This window comes from Asinibacterium sp. OR53, assembly GCF_000515315.1.
Taxonomy (GTDB): domain Bacteria; phylum Bacteroidota; class Bacteroidia; order Chitinophagales; family Chitinophagaceae; genus Sediminibacterium.
The window spans coordinates 1,844,300-1,863,354 of sequence record NZ_KI911562.1 but is presented as its reverse complement, the minus strand read 5'-3'; the positions used below and the strand labels follow the sequence as shown (position 1 = coordinate 1,863,354).

Annotated in this window: 14 protein-coding genes; 9 read left to right on the top strand and 5 right to left on the bottom strand. The window is 46.6% G+C overall.

Annotated features, from left to right (window positions below):
• Window positions 1-63 precede the first annotated feature (63 nt).
• On the top strand, window positions 64-465 hold the full coding sequence (locus SEDOR53_RS0108320; RefSeq protein ID WP_157576737.1) for a hypothetical protein: 402 nt from the start codon (window positions 64-66) through the stop codon (window positions 463-465).
• A 129-nt stretch (window positions 466-594) separates the two neighbouring features.
• Here SEDOR53_RS0108320 and accC read toward each other — a convergent pair whose 3' ends face one another.
• From accC to efp, 3 genes are all read right to left on the bottom strand, one after another.
• Window positions 595-1,932 (bottom strand): acetyl-CoA carboxylase biotin carboxylase subunit, encoded by a 1,338-nt coding sequence (gene accC, locus SEDOR53_RS0108315; RefSeq protein WP_026769317.1) that lies wholly within the window; start codon window positions 1,930-1,932, stop codon window positions 595-597.
• A 110-nt stretch (window positions 1,933-2,042) separates the two neighbouring features.
• Window positions 2,043-2,519 carry an acetyl-CoA carboxylase biotin carboxyl carrier protein gene (gene accB / locus SEDOR53_RS0108310; protein WP_026769316.1) on the bottom strand — a complete coding sequence of 159 codons (477 nt, stop codon included), beginning with the start codon at window positions 2,517-2,519 and terminating at the stop codon, window positions 2,043-2,045.
• A gap of 140 nt (window positions 2,520-2,659) precedes the next feature.
• Window positions 2,660-3,226, bottom strand: coding sequence for an elongation factor P (gene efp, locus SEDOR53_RS0108305; RefSeq protein ID WP_026769315.1), 567 nt, complete (start codon window positions 3,224-3,226; stop codon window positions 2,660-2,662).
• 136 nt (window positions 3,227-3,362) lie between these two features.
• Here efp and sucD point away from each other — a divergent pair, with 136 nt between their 5' ends.
• The 4 genes from sucD (at window position 3,363) to SEDOR53_RS0108285 (ending at window position 11,986) form a co-directional block, all read left to right on the top strand.
• Window positions 3,363-4,235 carry a succinate--CoA ligase subunit alpha gene (gene sucD / locus SEDOR53_RS0108300; protein WP_026769314.1) on the top strand — a complete coding sequence of 291 codons (873 nt, stop codon included), beginning with the start codon at window positions 3,363-3,365 and terminating at the stop codon, window positions 4,233-4,235.
• A 139-nt stretch (window positions 4,236-4,374) separates the two neighbouring features.
• The gene (locus SEDOR53_RS0108295) at window positions 4,375-10,464 is read left to right on the top strand and encodes an alpha-2-macroglobulin (protein WP_026769313.1); all 6,090 of its coding nucleotides are present in this window, start codon (window positions 4,375-4,377) and stop codon (window positions 10,462-10,464) included.
• A gap of 1 nt (window position 10,465) precedes the next feature.
• Window positions 10,466-11,536 (top strand): FAD-binding oxidoreductase, encoded by a 1,071-nt coding sequence (locus tag SEDOR53_RS0108290; RefSeq protein WP_026769312.1) that lies wholly within the window; start codon window positions 10,466-10,468, stop codon window positions 11,534-11,536.
• Window positions 11,537-11,572: 36 nt separating this feature from the next.
• Window positions 11,573-11,986, top strand: coding sequence for a hypothetical protein (locus tag SEDOR53_RS0108285; RefSeq protein WP_232214741.1), 414 nt, complete (start codon window positions 11,573-11,575; stop codon window positions 11,984-11,986).
• A gap of 12 nt (window positions 11,987-11,998) precedes the next feature.
• On the opposite strand, the gene SEDOR53_RS0108280 is transcribed toward SEDOR53_RS0108285, so the two are convergent.
• Both SEDOR53_RS0108280 and SEDOR53_RS0108275 read right to left on the bottom strand, forming a co-directional pair.
• On the bottom strand, window positions 11,999-12,457 hold the full coding sequence (locus SEDOR53_RS0108280; RefSeq protein WP_157576735.1) for a hypothetical protein: 459 nt from the start codon (window positions 12,455-12,457) through the stop codon (window positions 11,999-12,001).
• 125 nt (window positions 12,458-12,582) lie between these two features.
• Window positions 12,583-13,725, bottom strand: coding sequence for an MFS transporter (locus SEDOR53_RS0108275; protein WP_037361830.1), 1,143 nt, complete (start codon window positions 13,723-13,725; stop codon window positions 12,583-12,585).
• 94 nt (window positions 13,726-13,819) lie between these two features.
• Between SEDOR53_RS0108275 and aspS the strand changes: the two genes are divergently transcribed.
• From aspS to SEDOR53_RS0108255, 4 genes are all read left to right on the top strand, one after another.
• A complete protein-coding gene (gene aspS, locus SEDOR53_RS0108270) occupies window positions 13,820-15,652 on the top strand; it encodes an aspartate--tRNA ligase (RefSeq protein ID WP_026769308.1) in 1,833 nt (610 codons plus the stop codon).
• A gap of 33 nt (window positions 15,653-15,685) precedes the next feature.
• The gene (locus tag SEDOR53_RS0108265) at window positions 15,686-16,204 is read left to right on the top strand and encodes a hypothetical protein (RefSeq protein WP_037360822.1); all 519 of its coding nucleotides are present in this window, start codon (window positions 15,686-15,688) and stop codon (window positions 16,202-16,204) included.
• A 50-nt stretch (window positions 16,205-16,254) separates the two neighbouring features.
• Window positions 16,255-17,526, top strand: coding sequence for a replication-associated recombination protein A (locus tag SEDOR53_RS0108260; RefSeq protein WP_026769306.1), 1,272 nt, complete (start codon window positions 16,255-16,257; stop codon window positions 17,524-17,526).
• 169 nt (window positions 17,527-17,695) lie between these two features.
• On the top strand, window positions 17,696-19,048 hold the full coding sequence (locus SEDOR53_RS0108255; RefSeq protein ID WP_026769305.1) for a M28 family metallopeptidase: 1,353 nt from the start codon (window positions 17,696-17,698) through the stop codon (window positions 19,046-19,048).
• The last annotated feature ends 7 nt before the right edge of the window (window positions 19,049-19,055 follow it).

The following is a 19,055-nucleotide window of genomic DNA, read 5'->3' as shown; positions in this document are numbered from 1 at the left end:
ACGGCCTATATTTTGAACACTGTACCTTACTTCTGCTAATTTTTAAACTAAACTTTCAGAAGTATGAAAAAGTTATGTGCATTGTTATCCGTTGTGCTTTGCTGTATGGCAACCACTTTACTGGCGCAGCCTCCAGGGGGCGGACAAATGGATCCCGCCGCTATGGTTCAGCGTATGAAAGAGCGAATGAAACCCATGCTCATTGAAAAAACGAAACTTTCAGACGCACAGGCCGATAAAGTAATTGAAACCCAGGTATGGGCCATGGGCGAAATGCGCGGCATGCGTGACCTTACTGAAGACCAGCGCGCTGCCAAGATGAAATCCATCAACGAAGAAAAAGAGAAAAAATGGAAAGATATTCCGCTGACCGACGACCAGATCAAGTCAGTAAACACTTTCTTTGAAGAAATGAGGAAAAACCGTATGCAAGGTGGTGGGCCCAGGCAGGGTGCGGGTAAATAAACTTCTACTTAAAAGAAACGTCATCCCGAGCGTAGCCGAGGGACCTCATAAGGTCTTTAGCAGGTCCTTCGACTCGCTTCGCTCGCTCAGGATGACGTTCTTCGCTCGCTCGGGATGACGCTTCTTTTTTTATTTCATCTTAAAAGACTCCAAAAACTTCGTCGTGAAATTTCCGCTTCGGAAATCTTCGTTCTGCATCAGTTGCAGGTGGAATGGAATAGTAGTCTTCACTCCTTCTATCACATATTCGCTCAAAGCGCGGTACATGGTGCTGATGGCTTCTTCCCTGGTTTGCGCTACCGTGATCAGTTTACCAATCATTGAATCGTAATAAGGCGGGATCACATAACCGGTGTACACATGACTGTCTACGCGAACGCCATGTCCGCCCGGTGTATGTAATGTAGTGATCTTACCCGGCGAAGGCCTGAAATCATTATAAGGATCTTCTGCATTGATACGGCATTCAATCGCGTGCATCTGGGGTTCATAATTGCGGCCGGATATTTTTTCACCCATGGCAATTTTGATCTGTTCCTTGATGAGATCGAAATTGATCACTTCCTCCGTTACACAGTGTTCTACCTGTATACGGGTATTCATTTCCATGAAGTAGAAATTGCGGTGCTTGTCTACCAGGAACTCAATCGTACCCACGCTCTCGTAATTGATGGCCGCCGCCGCTTTGATGGCAGCTTCTCCCATACGCTGGCGCAATTCAGGTGTCATGAATGGTGAAGGTGATTCTTCTACCAGTTTCTGGTGCCGGCGCTGGATAGAACAGTCGCGCTCGCTGAGGTGACAAACAGTACCATACTGGTCGCCCGCTACCTGTATTTCAATATGCCTGGGTTCTTCTACAAATTTCTCCATGTAGATGCCATCGTTCTTGAAAGAAGCGGCAGCTTCTACTTTGGCCGTGGTATATGCTTTTTCCAGTTCTTTTTCTTCCCATACTACGCGCATACCTTTACCACCGCCACCGGCAGTAGCTTTCAGGATCACAGGATACCCTACTTCCTTCGCAAGCAATTTGGCTTGTTCCGGGCTCTCCAACAACCCTTCTCCTCCAGGCACCACCGGCACACCGGCTTTGATCATGGTGTCTTTAGCGGTGATCTTATCACCCATCTTATTGATCATTTCAGGTGTAGGCCCGATGAACTTGATGCCATGATCGGCACATATCTGTGAAAAGCGGGCATTCTCTGCGAGGAAACCATAGCCTGGATGCACAGCATCGGCATTGGTGATCTCGGCAGCAGCCATGATATGAGGGATATTCAGGTATGAGTCTGCACTCTGGGGTTTACCGATACAAACCGCTTCATCTGCAAAGCGTACATGAAGACTATCCTTATCGGCTGTGGAATACACTGCCACTGTTTTGATTCCCATTTCCCGGCAGGTCCTGATCACACGCAACGCGATCTCTCCACGGTTAGCTATTAATACCTTCTTAAACATGCTTTTTAATTTCTTAATGACAAAGAGAGCTGTTAGTTGATAGTTGTCAGTTGTTAGAAATAGAAAAAATCATCTGACAACTATCAACTAACAGCTAACAACTATTAAAACTAGGCCGGCTCAACCAGAAATAAAGGCTGATCGTATTCAACCGGGCTCGCATCATCTACCAACACTTTTACGATGGTACCGCTTATTTCACTTTCAATTTCATTGAACAATTTCATCGCTTCTATAATGCACACCACTTTACCGGGTGTGATCTCCGTTCCCACATCTGCCAGCACCGGTTTATCGGGGGATGATCTGCGATAGAAGGTTCCTATCATGGGGCTTTTTATGGTAATAAGGTTATCTGTTTTAGCGGGGGCGGCTGGAGCGGCTGGAGCGGCTGGGGCGGGGTTTGCAGCGGGTTGAGGGGCGGGAGCTGTTGTGATCACCTGGTGATGGGCAGGAGAAGCCAGCGTTACAACCTGCTCTTCCTTTTGTTTGATGGTCACCTTGCCATCTTTGTCTTCTATACTGATCTCACCAATGTTACTCTTATTGATGATTTTGATCAATTCATGAATCTGTTTTAAGTCCATATTGGGGCAATTTAAGGGGTAAAATCAGTCAGATTTGGTCAAATAGAGGGCCAAAATAGCCTTTTTTTGATAAAAAAGGGCCTTTTTCGCCTTTTATCTGCTTTCCAACATTTTTCTAAAAAACAAGTAAAACAATGGGGTTATTCTTTCACCCTTTCCACGTAGTCGCCGGTCTTGGTATTAACGCGGATCAGTTCACCATCTTCCACGAACAGCGGCACCATAACAGTAGCGCCTGTTTCAACAGTAGCGGCTTTCAGGGCGCGGGTAGCGGTATCGCCACGCAGACCGGGTTCGCAATAAGTGATCTTTACGACGATCTTTTCGGGAAGTTCTGCACCAATGGGTAATTCGGTTTCCGTATTGATGAATACAAATACTTCAGAACCATCTTTCAGGAACTGGGGCGCATCGATCATTTCTTCTCCCAGCACAATCTGTTCAAAGGTTTCATTGTTCATCAGGTTATAACCTGAATCGTCTTTGTACAGGAACTGGAACGCTTTTTTCTCTACACGTACAGGGAAAATGTTTTCACCGCTGTTCCATGTTTTTTCAATAGAGCGGTTGTTATCAACACCTTTCAGTTTCGCCCACACTTTTGCCGCGGCTCGCGCTGTTTTGTTCTCTCCGAATTCCACCACGGAATACAGGCTGCCATCTAGTTTCAAAATCATACCACGACTGATGTCGGATGTAGTTGCCATAGTTTTAGTTTTAAATATGCCTCAAGGCAGGCGCAAAAGTAGGAATTGAACAGGGAAATGAAAAGAAAACATACATAATCCTCCTATTTCACCTTATTTTTGCGCCACATTTCACAAAACTCCAGAAATAGTTCCCATGTCAGTATTAGTGAACAAACAATCAAAGATCATTGTTCAGGGTTTTACCGGAACAGAGGGTACCTTCCATGCTACCCAAATGATCGAATATGGCACGCAGGTAGTGGGTGGTGTTACGCCCGGTAAAGGTGGCAGCACGCACCTCGACAGACCCGTTTTCAACACTGTGGCCGATGCAGTAAAGAATACCGGCGCCAATGTGAGTATCATATTTGTTCCGCCGGCTTTTGCAGCCGATGCCATCATGGAAGCAGCCGAAGCTGGTATTGCACTGGTTGTATGTATCACAGAAGGCATTCCGGTGCAGGACATGGTAAAAGTGAAAAACTATTTACTGGGAACGAAGACCCGTTTGATCGGACCCAACTGTCCGGGTGTGATCACCGCCGGCGAAGCCAAAGTAGGTATCATGCCTGGCTTTATTTTCAAACCAGGCCGTATTGGCATCGTTTCAAAAAGCGGTACCCTTACTTATGAAGCGGCAGACCAGGTGGTGAAAGCCGGACTCGGCATCAGCACTGCTATCGGTATCGGTGGCGACCCCATCATTGGCACGCCTACCAAAGAAGCCGTTGAATTGCTGATGAACGATCCCGAAACCGATGGTATCATCATGATCGGTGAGATCGGTGGCAGCATGGAAGCCGAAGCGGCACGTTGGATCAAAGACAACAAGAAAAAACCCGTAGTAGGATTCATCGCCGGTCAGACAGCGCCTCCCGGCCGCCGTATGGGACATGCCGGCGCCATCATCGGTGGTGCAGACGATACTGCTGCTGCCAAGATGAAGATCATGGCTGAATGTGGTATTGCTGTTGTTGCCAGTCCCGCCGATATTGGCAAGACCATAGCCGAGGTATTGAAAAAATAAAAAAGTTAAATCCATAGATCATCCCGGTAGTATTCCCACTACCGGGATTTTTTTTGTGTATCTGCTACATCTTTGTGTAATCCCCTGCAGGTTTGCATCCTTAGATACAAAACGTATTTTACTTTATAAAATCATCAGTATGGCTTTAAAGAAGATGGGTATGATAATGGCGATGATGTTGTGCATAGGCTTTGTTCATGCACAACAAAAGGACACCGCTTATCAGAAAGAATGGAAAGAGATCGATTCACTGATAGTAATCAAAAGTCTTCCCAAATCGGCACTTGTTAAACTGGATGCGTTACAGAAGAAAGTGAGCCAGCAGCAACAGGCACAGGTTATCAAATGCCTCATTTATCGATATTCGCTGCAAGACCAGTTGTCGGAAAATGATCCCAGCCGGGCAGTGCAAACATTACTGGCTTCTATCGACAACACCGACAATACTGTTCAAAAAAGCATCCTGAAAGCGTTGGTAGCAAAAAAACTGTATGAATACTTCAATAGGTACCGTTGGCGCTTTTACAACCGGAAAGCGACTGTTCATTATGCCAAAGCTGATATAAGCACCTGGGGCATTGCTGATTTTCACAAAGCCATCACGCAATATTTCCTGGAAGCTTTAGCCGATAAAGAAATATTACTTCATACCAGTCTCAAAGATTTTGAAGCCATATTGATCAAAGGCAACAGGCACTGTTCTTCCTTATATCATTTGCTGGCCAATGAAGCATTGGTGTACTTCAAATCGGGCGACCCTTATTCAAACGATCCGCTGTATGTTTCCAGGATCAGCGATCCCGTTGCTTTATCAGGAAGAGATGCATTTATCAGGCATCCATTTCTTGCAAAGGATAACAGCAAGCTTGAACTGATTGCCCTTCAATTATACCAGCACCTCTTAACTGTTACCACGAATGCCGATGAGTTGGTGGAAACCGATATCGAACGGATTGAATGGGTGTATGGTCATGCACAGTTCAACAACAAGGAATCGGCTTACAGGTCTGCACTGGAAACGATTATATCAAACAACAAACAGGTGTCATCCATTGCAAAAGCCTGGATAGACCTGGCGCAACTGGAGTTGCAAAAGGCTGGTAACTACCAGGCATCGGTAGACACCAGCAATCGTTATGCTTATGTAAAGGCAAAAAAAATCATTGACAATGCGCTTTCCAGTATTGACAAAAACAATCCCTGGCGTAACGATTTCCAGCCATTGTTATCACTGATCGCAGCAAAAGAGTTAAGCTCTCAAACCGAACAAGTAAATATTCCCGGTAAACCCTTCCGGGCATTGGTAAGTTTCCGAAACATCGACACTGTTTATGCAAGGATCATACGCATTGATACAAAAGAACTGCCCAACCAGTATTGGGAAGACGGTTACTGGAAGAAGATCACTTCATTGGAAACATACAGGGCCTTCTCCCAGGCGCTGCCTGTTACCAATGATTACCGGCAGCACGCTGTTGAGATCAAGATAGACGGGCTTGCTGTTGGCCGTTATGCTCTGTTGTGTTCAAACAGTCCGCTATTCAATGACAGCCTCAACAAACTGAGTGTTCAGTTCTTTTCTGTTTCCAATATCAGTTATGTCCGTAATGATCGTGATTTCTTTGTGCTGAACCGTGAGAACGGCCAGCCATTAGCGAATGTAAATGTGGCCATCTTTAGCGAGCAACGCCTTATTGACAATAAGCAAACAGACCGGAATGGTTATTTCATGTACCGTGAAACGAACAATCGAAGCCGCAATACCCGGTATGTTTTCAGCAAAGGAAAAGATGAGCTCCGACTCGATGCAACTGAATTCATTCCTTACCAAAACGATCTATCCATCGATGATGTACAGGATACCGAAGCGGATGATTTCGAAAACGGCAACAGCAGGATATTCTTTTTTACCGACCGTTCTATTTACAGGCCGGGGCAGTACGTTTATTTCAAAGGCATTGCTGTTAAAAAAAATCGCCAGACCAGGATGAGCAGGTTGATTACCCGTAAAGATTCAGGCTGGGTGTACCTGTACAATGTTAATGGCAAAAGGGTGGATTCTGTTCATTTCTCACTGAATGACTATGGTTCATTCAGCGGCCGGTTCCAGGTTCCACAAAATACACTGACTGGTATTTTTTCCATTCAAACAAACTGGAAGATCTATTCAAGCGCTGCTGTTTCTGTTGAAGCTTACAAAAGGCCCAGGTTCTTTGCCGGTTTTGACAAAGTAAAAGGCAGTTATCGCCTGAATGATTCGGTAACTGTGCATGGCAATGCCACTGCCTATGCCGGCAATAGCATCAACGGCGCTAAAGTTAGCTATACTGTTAAAAGAAATACCCGTTACCTGAACCCCTGGCTGCGCGGCAATTACATACCAATGCAATCGCCTTCGATAGAAATTGCACATGGTGAAGTAACCACCGATGATCATGGCAAATTCAATATTCCCTTCAAAGCATTGGCAGATGATCATGCGAACAGGGAAGCCAATCCTGTATTCAATTTCGAAGTATCGGTGAGCATAACGGATATCAACGGCGAAACGCGTACGGCCAGCACCATCGTAAAAGTTGGTTATGCGTCTATTATACTGCAGGCCAATATACCAGATGTATTGCCCACTGACAGTTTTGCCCAACTCAAGTTGAGTGCAACCAATCTCGACGGGCAGCCGGAACAGGTTAAAGTGCATGTCAGCATCTATCCGCTGGAGGCGCCGCAACAACCTGTGAGAAAACGTTACTGGCAGAATCCTGATCTGTTCGTGATGAGTCGCGATGAGTTTACCAGGTATTTTCCGAATGATGAATATGAGAATGAATCGAATTACCGGACATGGAAAGCTGGGGCCGTTGTAACATCTTCTACCATCGATACCAAAGAAAGCGGAACCTGGCAATTGACTCCGGGCATATTACACAGTGGCTATTACAAGATCGAATCTGTTGCTACCGATGCATACGGACAGGAAGTGAAAGACATTAAATACATACAGCTGTTTAGCATCACCAAAGGACCATACACTACTGCATCGTATCAATTCAGTTATACAATTAAGGGAATGGCGCTGCCGGGTGATACAGCCAGGTTTTATGCTGCTTCGATGGCCGACCAGGTTTATGTAATTCGCAGAACCGACCGTCCGGGGAAAGCCGGAAGAGCTTATAGTTTTAATACCCGCAATAAAGGATTTGAAACCATTGCGTTTACAACAACTGAAGCGGACCGCGGGGGTGTTGGGATTGCTGAAGTCTTTGTTTACAACAACAGGGTTTATACCAGCCAGTATAATGTGCTCGTTCCCTGGACGAATAAGCAATTGACAGTGAGCTATGCCAGTTTCCGTAACCACACCGAGCCCGGAAGCAAGGAACAATGGACTGTACAGGTGAAGGGAGAGAAAGGCCAGCAGCAAGCCGCAGAATTGCTTACCGGTATGTATGATGCTTCATTGGACCAATTCAAACCGCATGGCTGGAACATACCTGCTATTTGGGAAACCAATTATTGGCGGAATGGTTTTATTGCATCTACTAATTTCAGCGCAGCAACTGCCAACCAGAATTACCTAGCAGTACCTGATGTTGAATTTATTGAACATACTTATGATCATTTGCCTGTTAATGCCAATGAATTTTGGAGCAGGTATAGCATAAAATGGGAGAATGATTCTACGGCTTCGATAAGTGTTCAGTTACATCCTAGTCCGGAAATGCTGAATGAAGTAGTAACGGTGGGTGCAGCCGGTAGAAATAAAATATCTTACGCCGATTATTCAAGGACAGACAACAGCAGTCTCTCTGTTAATGCCAACGGCGATACTATCGTCAATAACAAAAAGATCGAGCCGCAGAAAATAAGAACTGATTTCAACGAAACCGCTTTCTTCTTCCCGCAACTTTATGCCGACTCACTGGGCAATTATGGTTTCAGCTTTACCATGCCGGAGGCACTTACCACCTGGAAATGGATGACTCTCGCACATACGAAAGACCTTGCTTTTGGCGCTGCTACACAATCAATCATAACCCAAAAAACACTCATGGTACAACCCAATCTGCCACGTTTTCTTCGCGAAGGCGACCAGGTTGAATTGAGTAGTAAGATCGCCAACCTGGGGGCACAGGAACTAACAGGCCAGGCAACACTTGAGCTGATCGACGCTACTACCGGAACGCCGGTGGATGGCTGGTTCCAGAACGTTTTCCCTCTTCAATATTTTACCGCTGAGCCAGGAAAAAGTACTATTGTTAAATTCCCGATACAGGTGCCTTTCAGTTTCAACAAACCACTCACCTGGCGAATTGTAGCAAAAGCGGGCAATTACAGTGATGGGGAAGAAAATACCCTGCCTGTTGTCACCAACCGTATATTGGTTACCGAAAGTCTGCCGTTGTTCCTTCAGAAAGATACTACGCAGTCGTTCCGCTTTGAGAAACTGCTGTACACATCCAGCGAAACGCTTACGCATGAAGGGTTAACGGTTGAATACACGACCAATCCCACCTGGTATGCGGTAAAAGCCTTGCCTTATCTTATCGAATATCCCTACGAATGTGCAGAGCAAACGTTCAACCGTGTGTATGCCAATGCGCTTGCCGCTTATATCCTGCAAAAGAATCCAAAGATCAAACAGGTATTGGATCAATGGATAACAGATACCAGCGCTGCACAAAGCAACCTGCAAAAGAACCAGGCGCTGAAACAACTATTGATAGAAGAAACGCCCTGGGTTTTTGATGCTGAGAACGAAGCGAGCCAGTCAAAGAACCTGGCTTTGCTGCTGGACCTTGCAAAGCTTGATCAACAAACCGACCAGTTCATTGAAAAATTACAGCAGTTACAATTGCCCAGTGGTGGCTTTGCATGGTTCAAAGGAGGGTATGAAGACCGGTATATGACCAATTATATTCTTACCGGCATTGGCAAGCTGAAACGGCTGGGTGCATTCAACGCTGGTATGGCCTCACGCCTCAATCCTATTATTGGCAATGCTATTAAATGGCTTGATAATAAAATGCAGGAAGACTATCAAAGCATCCACCAAAATAAAACTACCGGTCATAAGCAATGGCAATTGTCTTCCGAACAAATTCAATACCTGTATATGCGCAGTTTTTTCAAGGATATTGCACAAACTGCTCCCGAAGCCTACCGGTATTTTTATAACGCTGGCAAACAACATTGGAATGATCAGAATCAATATAACCAGGCCATGTTGGGGCTGGCCTTTTACCGCAACAATGACGTGCAATTTGTGAACACCACCCTCCTTCCTTCCATACTGGAAAATACGGTTGAAAATACTGCGCAAGGCAGTCTTCACTGGAAATCGCAGCAGACCTGTTTCTGGTATACCTCACCTATTGAGCATCAAAGTATAATGATCTCATTCCTGCAGGAATTACAACAGGATAACAAAAGCAAGTCTTTATTGTCTGCCATCAACAAAGCGAGAACCTGGTTGTTATTGAACAAACAAACCAATAACTGGAAAACGACTGTAGCTACCGCTGATGCCTGTTATGCCTTATTGCAAAGTGGCAGCGGGTGGCTCAACACCGAAAGCAAATTGTCTATCCGTCTGGGCAATTATACCATCAATAATAATACTGGAAAGCAGCAGGCTGGTACTGGTTATTTTAATACACATATCGATGGCAAATCTGTAAAACCCGAAATGGGCGCTGTTACTGTGCAGATCGCTTCAACACGCAGTTATAACGAACAGCCTCCCAGTTGGGGTAGTGTGTACTGGCAATATTTTGAAAACCTTGACAAGATCACAGCCGCAGCTACTCCTTTATCGTTATCAAGAAAATTATTTGTGGAAAGAAACACAGAAAATGGCAAAGCGCTCGATCCGGTTAAAGAAGGAGAAGAATTAAAACTGGGTGATAAAGTGGTGGTACGGATAGAATTGAAAAGCGACCGCGACATGGAATACCTGCACCTCAAAGACATGCGGGCGGCTGCCATGGAGCCGGTGAATGTATTAAGTGCTTACAAATGGCAGGATGGACTGGGTTATTACGAGAGTACAAGAGATGCCAGCACGAATTTCTTCATTAGTTACCTGCGGAAAGGCACTTATGTTTTCGAATACCCGACCTTTGTAACCCAAACCGGCGTTTTCTCGGTTGGCATAGCGACGATCCAGTGTATGTACGCGCCCGAGTTCAACAGCCATTCCGAAGGATTCAACATCAGGGTAGGAAAATAACATGACCACAGACTATATCATTATCGGACAGGGCATTTGCGGAAGCTTTCTGAGTTGGAATTTATTGAAGGCCGGCCAACGTGTCGTAGTCATTGATGAAAATCGTTTGCACACCGCTTCCAAAGTTGCCAGCGGTGTGATCAATCCTGTTACTGGTCGCCGTATTGTACGCACCTGGGAAATAGAAAAACTCATGCCTTTTGCGGTGGATGCGTACACAGAATGGGGAAAAGCATTCGATGTTGAACTGATCCGGCAATGCAATATCCTGGATTTTCATCCTACTCCGCAAATGATGCTGGCTTTTGCAGAACGCCTGCCTGTGGAAACGGATTATTTACGCAAGCCCGACGATGCAGATCAATGGAAAAAATATTTCAACTATCCGTTCGGTGTAGGAGAGATCAATCCTTGCTGGCTCATTGACCTGCATATCTTGCTGGATCGCTGGCGTTCACAATTGAAGCAACAAAAACTATTGCTGGAATCAACATTCAACTGGCAGGATTGCGAAGTTTTTCCTGACCATGTCCGTTATCAAAACATCACAGCATCGAAGATCATCTGTTGTGAGGGTGCCGCAGGATTCAACAATCCTTATTTCCGCTCACTCCCCTATGCTCCCAATAAAGGGCAGGCGATCATTGCCCACATTCCCGGGTTACCACGTACCCATATCTTCAAACAGGGTATCAACCTGGTACCCTGGGGTAATGAAGACCTGTTCTGGATCGGCTCTACTTATGAATGGGATTTTACCGACCTGGCGCCTTCCCCCGATTTCCTCGAAAAAGTAAAAGCCCAGCTGGGTTATTGGCTCAAATTGCCGTTTACCATTGAAGACCATATCGCTTCCGAACGGCCTGCCAACCTGGAAAGAAGGCCTTTTGTGGGGCTGCATCCTGTTACTCCTTCCGTAGGGGTATTCAATGGGATGGGTACGAAGGGTTGCTCGCTGGCGCCTTATTTTGCGCATGAATTCACCGATTACCTCGTTAATGGCAACCCCATCATGCCGCAGGCAGACATCAGCCGTTTTACAAAAATCCTCAGTGCAGGAAAAGCACAATAAATTAACTTGCCTGCTCAATACCTAACTCAACAGCAGATGAGCAATCAAACCCATGCAACCGCAGCTACTTACAGCATTCCCGTTGCTTATAGAAAAATGGAGAACCTGCACATTGTATTCTGGTTATTCAAAGACATTGCCTGGTGCATGATCTGGAAACCATTGGGTGTTGCGATGATCTTCCCTACCCTCGTCATTTCCATCGTCATCGCGTGGAGAACCCGTCAGATGGTATCGGAACTATGTCACAACCTAGCCATCACCGTCTGGATCACTGCGAACTCTTACTGGATGATCAGCGAGTTCCTGCACTTCGATGAACACATCATCTCCGGACACATCACGTACAAACACCTGGCGCTGATTCCGTTTCTTTTAGGTATCGGCATGCTGGCCTATTATTATTGCTGGTACAAACCCAGGCATAAAGGTGAAATAGAAACCCTTTAACAAAATCACGCATCAATATCTGTTGAATATATAACGCGATACATAGTTACCGTTATAGTAAGTAGCGATCAATGTATTACCTGACACAATCGCTTCATCGAAAAACAAGTCTACCGAGCCGGCGCTGTACCTGTCGCGCAGATGTATTTCAAATGCATAGTGAGATCCGGAATAATAATCGCCATAACGGTCGTAGTAACCTCCGCTGGTATACCGCATGGCCCAGCTTCCTTGCATGTTGATAGCTGCATCGCTGTATGTGGCGCCTCCATCGTTATAAAAATAAAACACGCCGTTTTCGAGTCCCGTGTGCACCAATTGCCAGCCATAGCTGGTGTGTTGTGAAGCTTCTGCCAATACCCAGGAGCCTGCAACCGGCATACCGCCATCTGCTACTACCACCGTCTTGGTACAGGAGCTGAACGAAAATAACAGAAGTATTGTCGTTGAAATAAGTAGTAGTCTTTTCATGTCAAATCATTGAAAGGTGAATGAATGTTGTTCACTCATACCTATTCAATTCTTTTACCAGAAACAGGTTTGGCAAAGGAACCCGCTGCATTTAGTTTTTTTTTAACGATTATGCAGGGATGCGCTCAATTCCATCGCATGAAGGATGCCAGTAAAGCGGTACACAGTCCGAAGCAGGCAATAACGCTGAACGACACGCGCAGGCTGGCTGCCTGTGCGATGAAACCGATCAGCGGCGGACCGAATAAAAAGCCAAAGAAGCCGATAGTAGACACTGCTGCGAGTGCAACACCCGGCAACATGGTTTTGGATTTACCGGCAGAACTATACACCAGTGGTACTACGGATGATACGCCGATACCCACTAATAAAAAGCCTATAGTTGCAGGTATCATTGTAGGAAACAAAACAGCAGTAAACAATCCAACCGCAATGACCAATCCACTGCATTGCAGCATGCGCTTTGCGCCCAGCCGGGCAGTGAGCCGGTCGCCGATAAAACGCCCGCCCGCCATCGTACTCATAAAAGCTACATAACCCATGGTGATCTGTTGCTCCGGCACCATAACCACTTTCTGAAAATATACGCCGCTCCAGTCGAACATGGTTCCTTCACAAACCATGCTGCCGAAAGCGATGAGTCCGAGTTTGAGAATGGCCGCATCCGGCTTGGCAAAAATGGGCTGGTTGCTTTTGCCCGCATCGGTGGGTAACAGGTAAGTACGGGTAATCAGTAAGGTCAGTATCACCGCACTACAGATCAGTGCAAAATGATACAGCGGAGCCAGGCTGCCCGATACAGCCAGGGTGCCGATGGCGGCCCCGGAAAATCCTGCCAGGCTCCAGGTACCGTGGAAAGAGGCCATGATGGGACGCTTGTACAAAGCCTCTACCCCTACCGCCTGCGTATTTACAGAAATATTGAACAAATTACCGAATAAGCCGAATACAAATAATACGGCTGCCAGTTGCCAGGAATGTTGTACCGCACCCAGGAATACCAGGGTGAGCGGGTAACCGGTTGCAGCCAGGATCACTACTTTTTTACTGCCCCAGCGAGATACCAGCCAGCCTGCAATGGGTAAGCTGGTCATGAGTCCTACCGGCAACGCTACCAGTACGGCTCCCAACCCTGCATCGTTCAGTTCTAATTTTTGTTTGATATCGGGTATCCTGCTGGCCCAACTGGCAAAGCAGAGGCCGGCCAGGAAGAAAAAAACGGCTACAGCCCATCTGTGGCTTCGCCTGGAAGAAGTTGCTGCTGTCATTCCCACAAAGATGCAACCAAATTCATGGAATACCATCATTTCATGCAAACGGCCATTTCGGCTATATTTGCGGACCGTATAAAAGACATTGATTATGTATCGCTCTCATACCTGTGGAGAATTAAGGATTGGTGATGTAAATAAACAAGTAACCCTGGCCGGATGGGTACAGACCGTTCGCAAATTCGGCGCCATTACTTTTGTGGACCTGCGCGACCGCTATGGCATTACCCAGTTGCTGTTCGGAGAAGAACTCAATAAAGTGCTGGATGAAAATCCGCTGGGGCGTGAATTCGTTTTACAGGCTACCGGCCTGGTAGCGGAACGCAGCAGCAAGAATGCTCATATTGCAACCGGTGAGATTGAAATCAACATACAATCATTCACCGTATTGAATAAGTCGGTCGTTCCGCCTTTTACCATACAGGATGATACCGATGGAGGCGATGATCTGCGCATGAAATACCGTTACCTGGACCTCCGTCGCAATGCCGTGAAGAAGAACCTGGAACTGCGCTATGCCGTGAATCGCTCAGCGCGAAACTACCTGCATGAGAACCAGTTCATGGACATTGAAACGCCTTTCCTGATCAAGTCCACACCCGAAGGCGCCCGCGATTTTGTGGTGCCCTCCCGTATGAATCCCGGTCAGTTTTATGCTTTACCGCAATCGCCGCAAACATTCAAGCAATTGCTCATGGTAAGCGGGTATGACCGCTATTATCAAATTGTGAAATGTTTCCGCGATGAAGACCTGCGAGCGGACAGGCAGCCGGAGTTTACACAGATCGACTGTGAGATGGCATTCGTAGAGCAGGAAGACATCCTGAACATGTTCGAAGGGTTGATCAAGCGCATTTTTAAAGATGTAAAGAGCATAGACTATACCGAAAAGGTAGAACGCATGAGTTGGGAAGATGCCATGTGGCAGTACGGTAACGACAAGCCCGATATCCGCTTTGGCATGAAGATCGCCAACCTGAAATCGGCTTTCACCCGAAATGGCAAAATAGAAGCCATTGGCGAACTCATCAACGGCGCCGGTTTTGGCGTATTCGACAATGCAGAAACCGTACTGGCCATTGCAGCACCCGGTTGCAGCGAGTACACCCGTAAACAAACCGATGAACTGACCGACTGGGTGAAGCGCCCGCAGATAGGCATGCAGGGACTTGTATTCATCAAATGCAATGCAGATGGCAGTTACAAGAGCAGTGTAGATAAATTTTATCCCGAAGAAAAACTGAAAGCCATTGCGCATGCAGCAGGGGCCGCAGCGGGCGACCTGGTATTGATACTGGCCGGTCGTGAAGAGCGCACCCGCAAAGCCATCAGTGAATTGCGACTGGAAATGGGCAGGCGCCTGGGACTTCGCAAAGAAGATGAGTTCAAACTTTTATGGGTGATGGATTTCCCGCTGTTCGAATATGCCGAAGAAGAAAACCGCTGGGTAGCGCGTCACCATCCATTCACTTCACCCAAACCCGATCATATTGATGTGATGATCAATAACAACCCGGTGATTGAAAATGCAGAAAAATACCTGGAGCATCCCTATAACCATATCAAGGCCAATGCTTATGATATGGTGCTGAATGGAAATGAAATCGGTGGCGGATCGATCCGTATCTACCAGCGCGCTTTGCAGGAAAAAATGTTTACTGCTTTGGGCATGAGCCAGGAGGAAGCGTTACATAAGTTCGGTTTCCTGTTGGGTGCTTTTGAATTCGGCGCACCGCCGCATGGGGGAATAGCTTTTGGTTTCGATCGTCTTTGCGCCATCCTGGGTGGCAGTGAAAGTATTCGCGACTTCATCGCTTTCCCCAAGAATAACAGTGGCCGTGATGTGATGCTGGATGCGCCCAGTTCTATTGATGATAAGCAATTGGATGAATTGCAGATTCAATTAAACCTGAGTCAGGATTAAGTTTCATTCACTACTCAACCAATTATACGCATCGTGAATCAACTGACTTTATTCCGCATTCTCAGCTATATTTTACTACCCATCGGCGCTTTCTTTGGCCTGATGTCAACCATCTTTTTGCTCACGGCCATGGCCAATCCTGCGTTGCTGCTGGTGGTGTTCCTGTTCTTTTGCATGGCCGTTTATGCTTTCACCAGTTTTAGTTTCCTGACCAAGGGTATTATGGGTGGAAAGACATGTAAAGCATCCCTGAAAGACTGGATCAAAGTGAATGCCTATGTATGTGTATGCATTGCCACTTTGTTCGTGCTCAATTCGGTGAGCCTGCTGATGATGAACCCGGTCACGCTCCGGCAGACCGTGAGTCAGTTATTAGAGGCACAACCCAATTTACCTTCCGGCTACAGCATCGATTTCTTCCTTAAAATGATCAAAGGGGTATCCGGTTTCATGTTGTTTACCGGCGTCGTATTACTGGTTCATATCTTCATCAATTTCAAATTATTAAAGCGTTATAACCACCTTTTCTCTTCCAGCGACAACGCTGAATAACTGTTCAATACCCAATCACATTGTGCCATTAATTTTAGTATTTTTCAGGTGTGAACAATCAAACGCCATTAGCAGAGCGAATGCGTCCGGCTACGCTGGATGATTTAGTGGGACAGGAACACCTTACCGGTCAGGGTAGTATACTGCGGATGGCCATCTTGCAAGGAAGGATTCCTTCCATGATCCTCTGGGGGCCTCCGGGTGTAGGCAAGACCACCATTGCCAATATCATTGCACATACCTTGCAGCTTCCTTATTTTCAACTCAGCGCCATCAGCAGCGGTGTAAAAGATGTACGTGAAGTGATTGACCAGGCCCGTATGCAAAGTGGGGCTATCTTATTCATCGATGAGATACACCGGTTCAACAAAGGGCAGCAGGATGCCCTGCTGGGAGCCGTTGAGAAAGGCATCATTACCCTCATCGGCGCCACTACGGAAAATCCTTCTTTCGAAGTGAACAGCGCTTTACTCAGCCGTTGCCAGGTATATGTGTTGAAGGCTTTGCAGCAAAAAGACCTCACCGCCTTATTACACCAGGCGCTGGAAAAAGACGATTGGTTAAAACGGCAATCTGTTGAACTGAAAGAGACGGAAGCTATGATCAACATTTCCGGTGGCGACGCCCGTAAACTGTTGAACCTGCTGGACCTCGTAGTGCAAACACAAGTGAAAGAAAAGAAACAGGTGGTGATCACAGATGCGTTGGTTATGCAGGTGGCGCAAAAGAAAATCGCTTTGTACGATAAGCAGGGCGAACAGCACTACGATATCATTTCTGCTTTTATCAAAAGTATGCGTGGCAGCGATCCAAATGCTGCAGTGTACTGGCTGGCCCGGATGATTGAAGGCGGAGAAGATGTAAAGTTCATTGCAAGACGCATGCTCATCTTCGCCAGTGAAGACATTGGCAATGCCAACCCCAATGCCTTGTTACTGGCCAACGCCACTTTCGATGCCGTGAGCAAAATCGGTTACCCTGAGAGCCGCATCATTTTATCGCAATGTGCTACTTACCTGGCTTCTTCTGTAAAAAGCAATGCCGCCTATGCAGCTATCGGAGCGGCTTCAGCAGCGGTACAACAATATGGCGACCTGCCCGTTCCCCTTCACATTCGCAATGCGCCTACCAGGCTCATGAAAGACATGGATTATGGAAAGGGTTACCAGTACTCACACCTGGGAGAAGGTAATTTCATTGAACAGGAATACCTGCCCGAGAAGATCAAAGGCAACAAGTTCTATGAACCCGGCAACAATGCCCGTGAGAACGAGTTGCGTAAGTTTTTAAAAGAGCGCTGGAAAGACAAGTACGGATATTAAAATACATTCCCCGTCATCCCGAGTGCAGCCGAGGGATCTGCTCGAACCCTGCGGCAGCTCCTTAGACTCGCCCTTCGACTCGCTTTGCTCGCTCAGGGTGACGTTCTTCGCTCGCTCAGGATGACGATAACCGGATACTCATTAACTTTAGTACTCAATCAACTCCTTTATGAGAAAAATCATTGGCATCAGCCTCTCTTCTTTTTTATTAGCACTTACTGCATACACGCAGACTACTATTCATCGCGACCCTGAGATAGAACAGATGGTAAAAGAAGTGTCTGCTGATTCGTTGCAGTCGTATATCAAACAAATGGTGGCCTTTGGCACACGCAATACCCTCAGTGCAAAGAACGATCACAAACGGGGTATTGGCGCTGCAAGGAATTGGGTATTGAGCAAGTTCAACGCTTTTGCCCAACAATCCGGCGGCAGACTCACCGCTTATATTGATACAGTCACCCTTGCTGCTGATAAAAAAAGGGTTGATACAGCAACTTTATTAGGCAATGTTGTTGCCGTTTTGAAAGGTACCGACCCGAATGATAAACGTATTTTCCTCATCAGCGGTCACCTCGACAGCCGCCGCAGTAATGTGATGGACAGAACCGGCGATGCCCCCGGCGCTAACGACGATGGCAGCGGTTCAGCAGCAGTGATCGAATGCGCACGCATCATGAGCAGTCATGCATTTCCAGCCACCATCATTTTTGTAACGGTGAGTGGTGAAGAACAAGGCTTGCTGGGCGCCGATTTTATGGCTTCAAAAGCGAAAAAACAGGAATGGAATATTGAAGCTGTGCTCAACAACGATATCATGGGCAGCAACAATAGCAGTGAAACCCAGATCATCGACAATACCCGTATCCGCGTTTTCAGTGAAGGCTTGCCGGCCTATGAAACGGAGCAATCGGCCAAAAATATTCGTCAGTTTGGCCTGGAGAATGATGGCAAAGCCCGGCAACTGGCGCGTTATGTAAAAGAAACCGGCGAACGCTACGTGGAAAACCTGGAAGTAGTCATGATCTATCGCAACGACCGCTTCCTTCGCGGTGGCGACCATTCTCCCTTTGTTGAAAAAGGGTTCGCTGCCGTACGCATCACGGAGATGAATGAAAACTACAACCACCAGCACCAGGACATCCGCAAAGAAAATGGTATCCAATACGGCGACCTTCCCGAGTTCATGGACTTTGAATACCTGCGTAAGAACACCGCCATGAACCTGAGCAACCTGGCTAATTTAGCCAAAGCGCCAGCAATGCTGGAAGAAGTAAAAGTAGAAGTAAAGAACCTGGGCAATTACACCGATCTTAATTGGAAAACACCCAAGACCGGCAAGACGAAAGGATATTATGTGATGATGCGCGAAACCACCAGCGCTGTGTGGCAGAAGAAGTTCTTTACCGCAGAAACGAGTTACAGGCTGCCTTACTCCAAAGACAATTACTTCTTTGCTGTGCAAGCCGTTAACGAGACAGGTAATGAGAGCTTGGGAGTAGTACCGACGCCAGCGCGATAAAATGTAT

Coding starts and splice junctions, on each gene's coding strand:
- SEDOR53_RS0108320 (WP_157576737.1), top strand. CDS start 64: ATGAAAAAGTTATGTGCATTGTTATCCGTTGTGCTTTGCTGTATGGCA.
- accC (WP_026769317.1), bottom strand. CDS start 1,932: ATGTTTAAGAAGGTATTAATAGCTAACCGTGGAGAGATCGCGTTGCGT.
- accB (WP_026769316.1), bottom strand. CDS start 2,519: ATGGACTTAAAACAGATTCATGAATTGATCAAAATCATCAATAAGAGT.
- efp (WP_026769315.1), bottom strand. CDS start 3,226: ATGGCAACTACATCCGACATCAGTCGTGGTATGATTTTGAAACTAGAT.
- sucD (WP_026769314.1), top strand. CDS start 3,363: ATGTCAGTATTAGTGAACAAACAATCAAAGATCATTGTTCAGGGTTTT.
- SEDOR53_RS0108295 (WP_026769313.1), top strand. CDS start 4,375: ATGGCTTTAAAGAAGATGGGTATGATAATGGCGATGATGTTGTGCATA.
- SEDOR53_RS0108290 (WP_026769312.1), top strand. CDS start 10,466: ATGACCACAGACTATATCATTATCGGACAGGGCATTTGCGGAAGCTTT.
- SEDOR53_RS0108285 (WP_232214741.1), top strand. CDS start 11,573: ATGAGCAATCAAACCCATGCAACCGCAGCTACTTACAGCATTCCCGTT.
- SEDOR53_RS0108280 (WP_157576735.1), bottom strand. CDS start 12,457: ATGAAAAGACTACTACTTATTTCAACGACAATACTTCTGTTATTTTCG.
- SEDOR53_RS0108275 (WP_037361830.1), bottom strand. CDS start 13,725: ATGACAGCAGCAACTTCTTCCAGGCGAAGCCACAGATGGGCTGTAGCC.
- aspS (WP_026769308.1), top strand. CDS start 13,820: ATGTATCGCTCTCATACCTGTGGAGAATTAAGGATTGGTGATGTAAAT.
- SEDOR53_RS0108255 (WP_026769305.1), top strand. CDS start 17,696: ATGAGAAAAATCATTGGCATCAGCCTCTCTTCTTTTTTATTAGCACTT.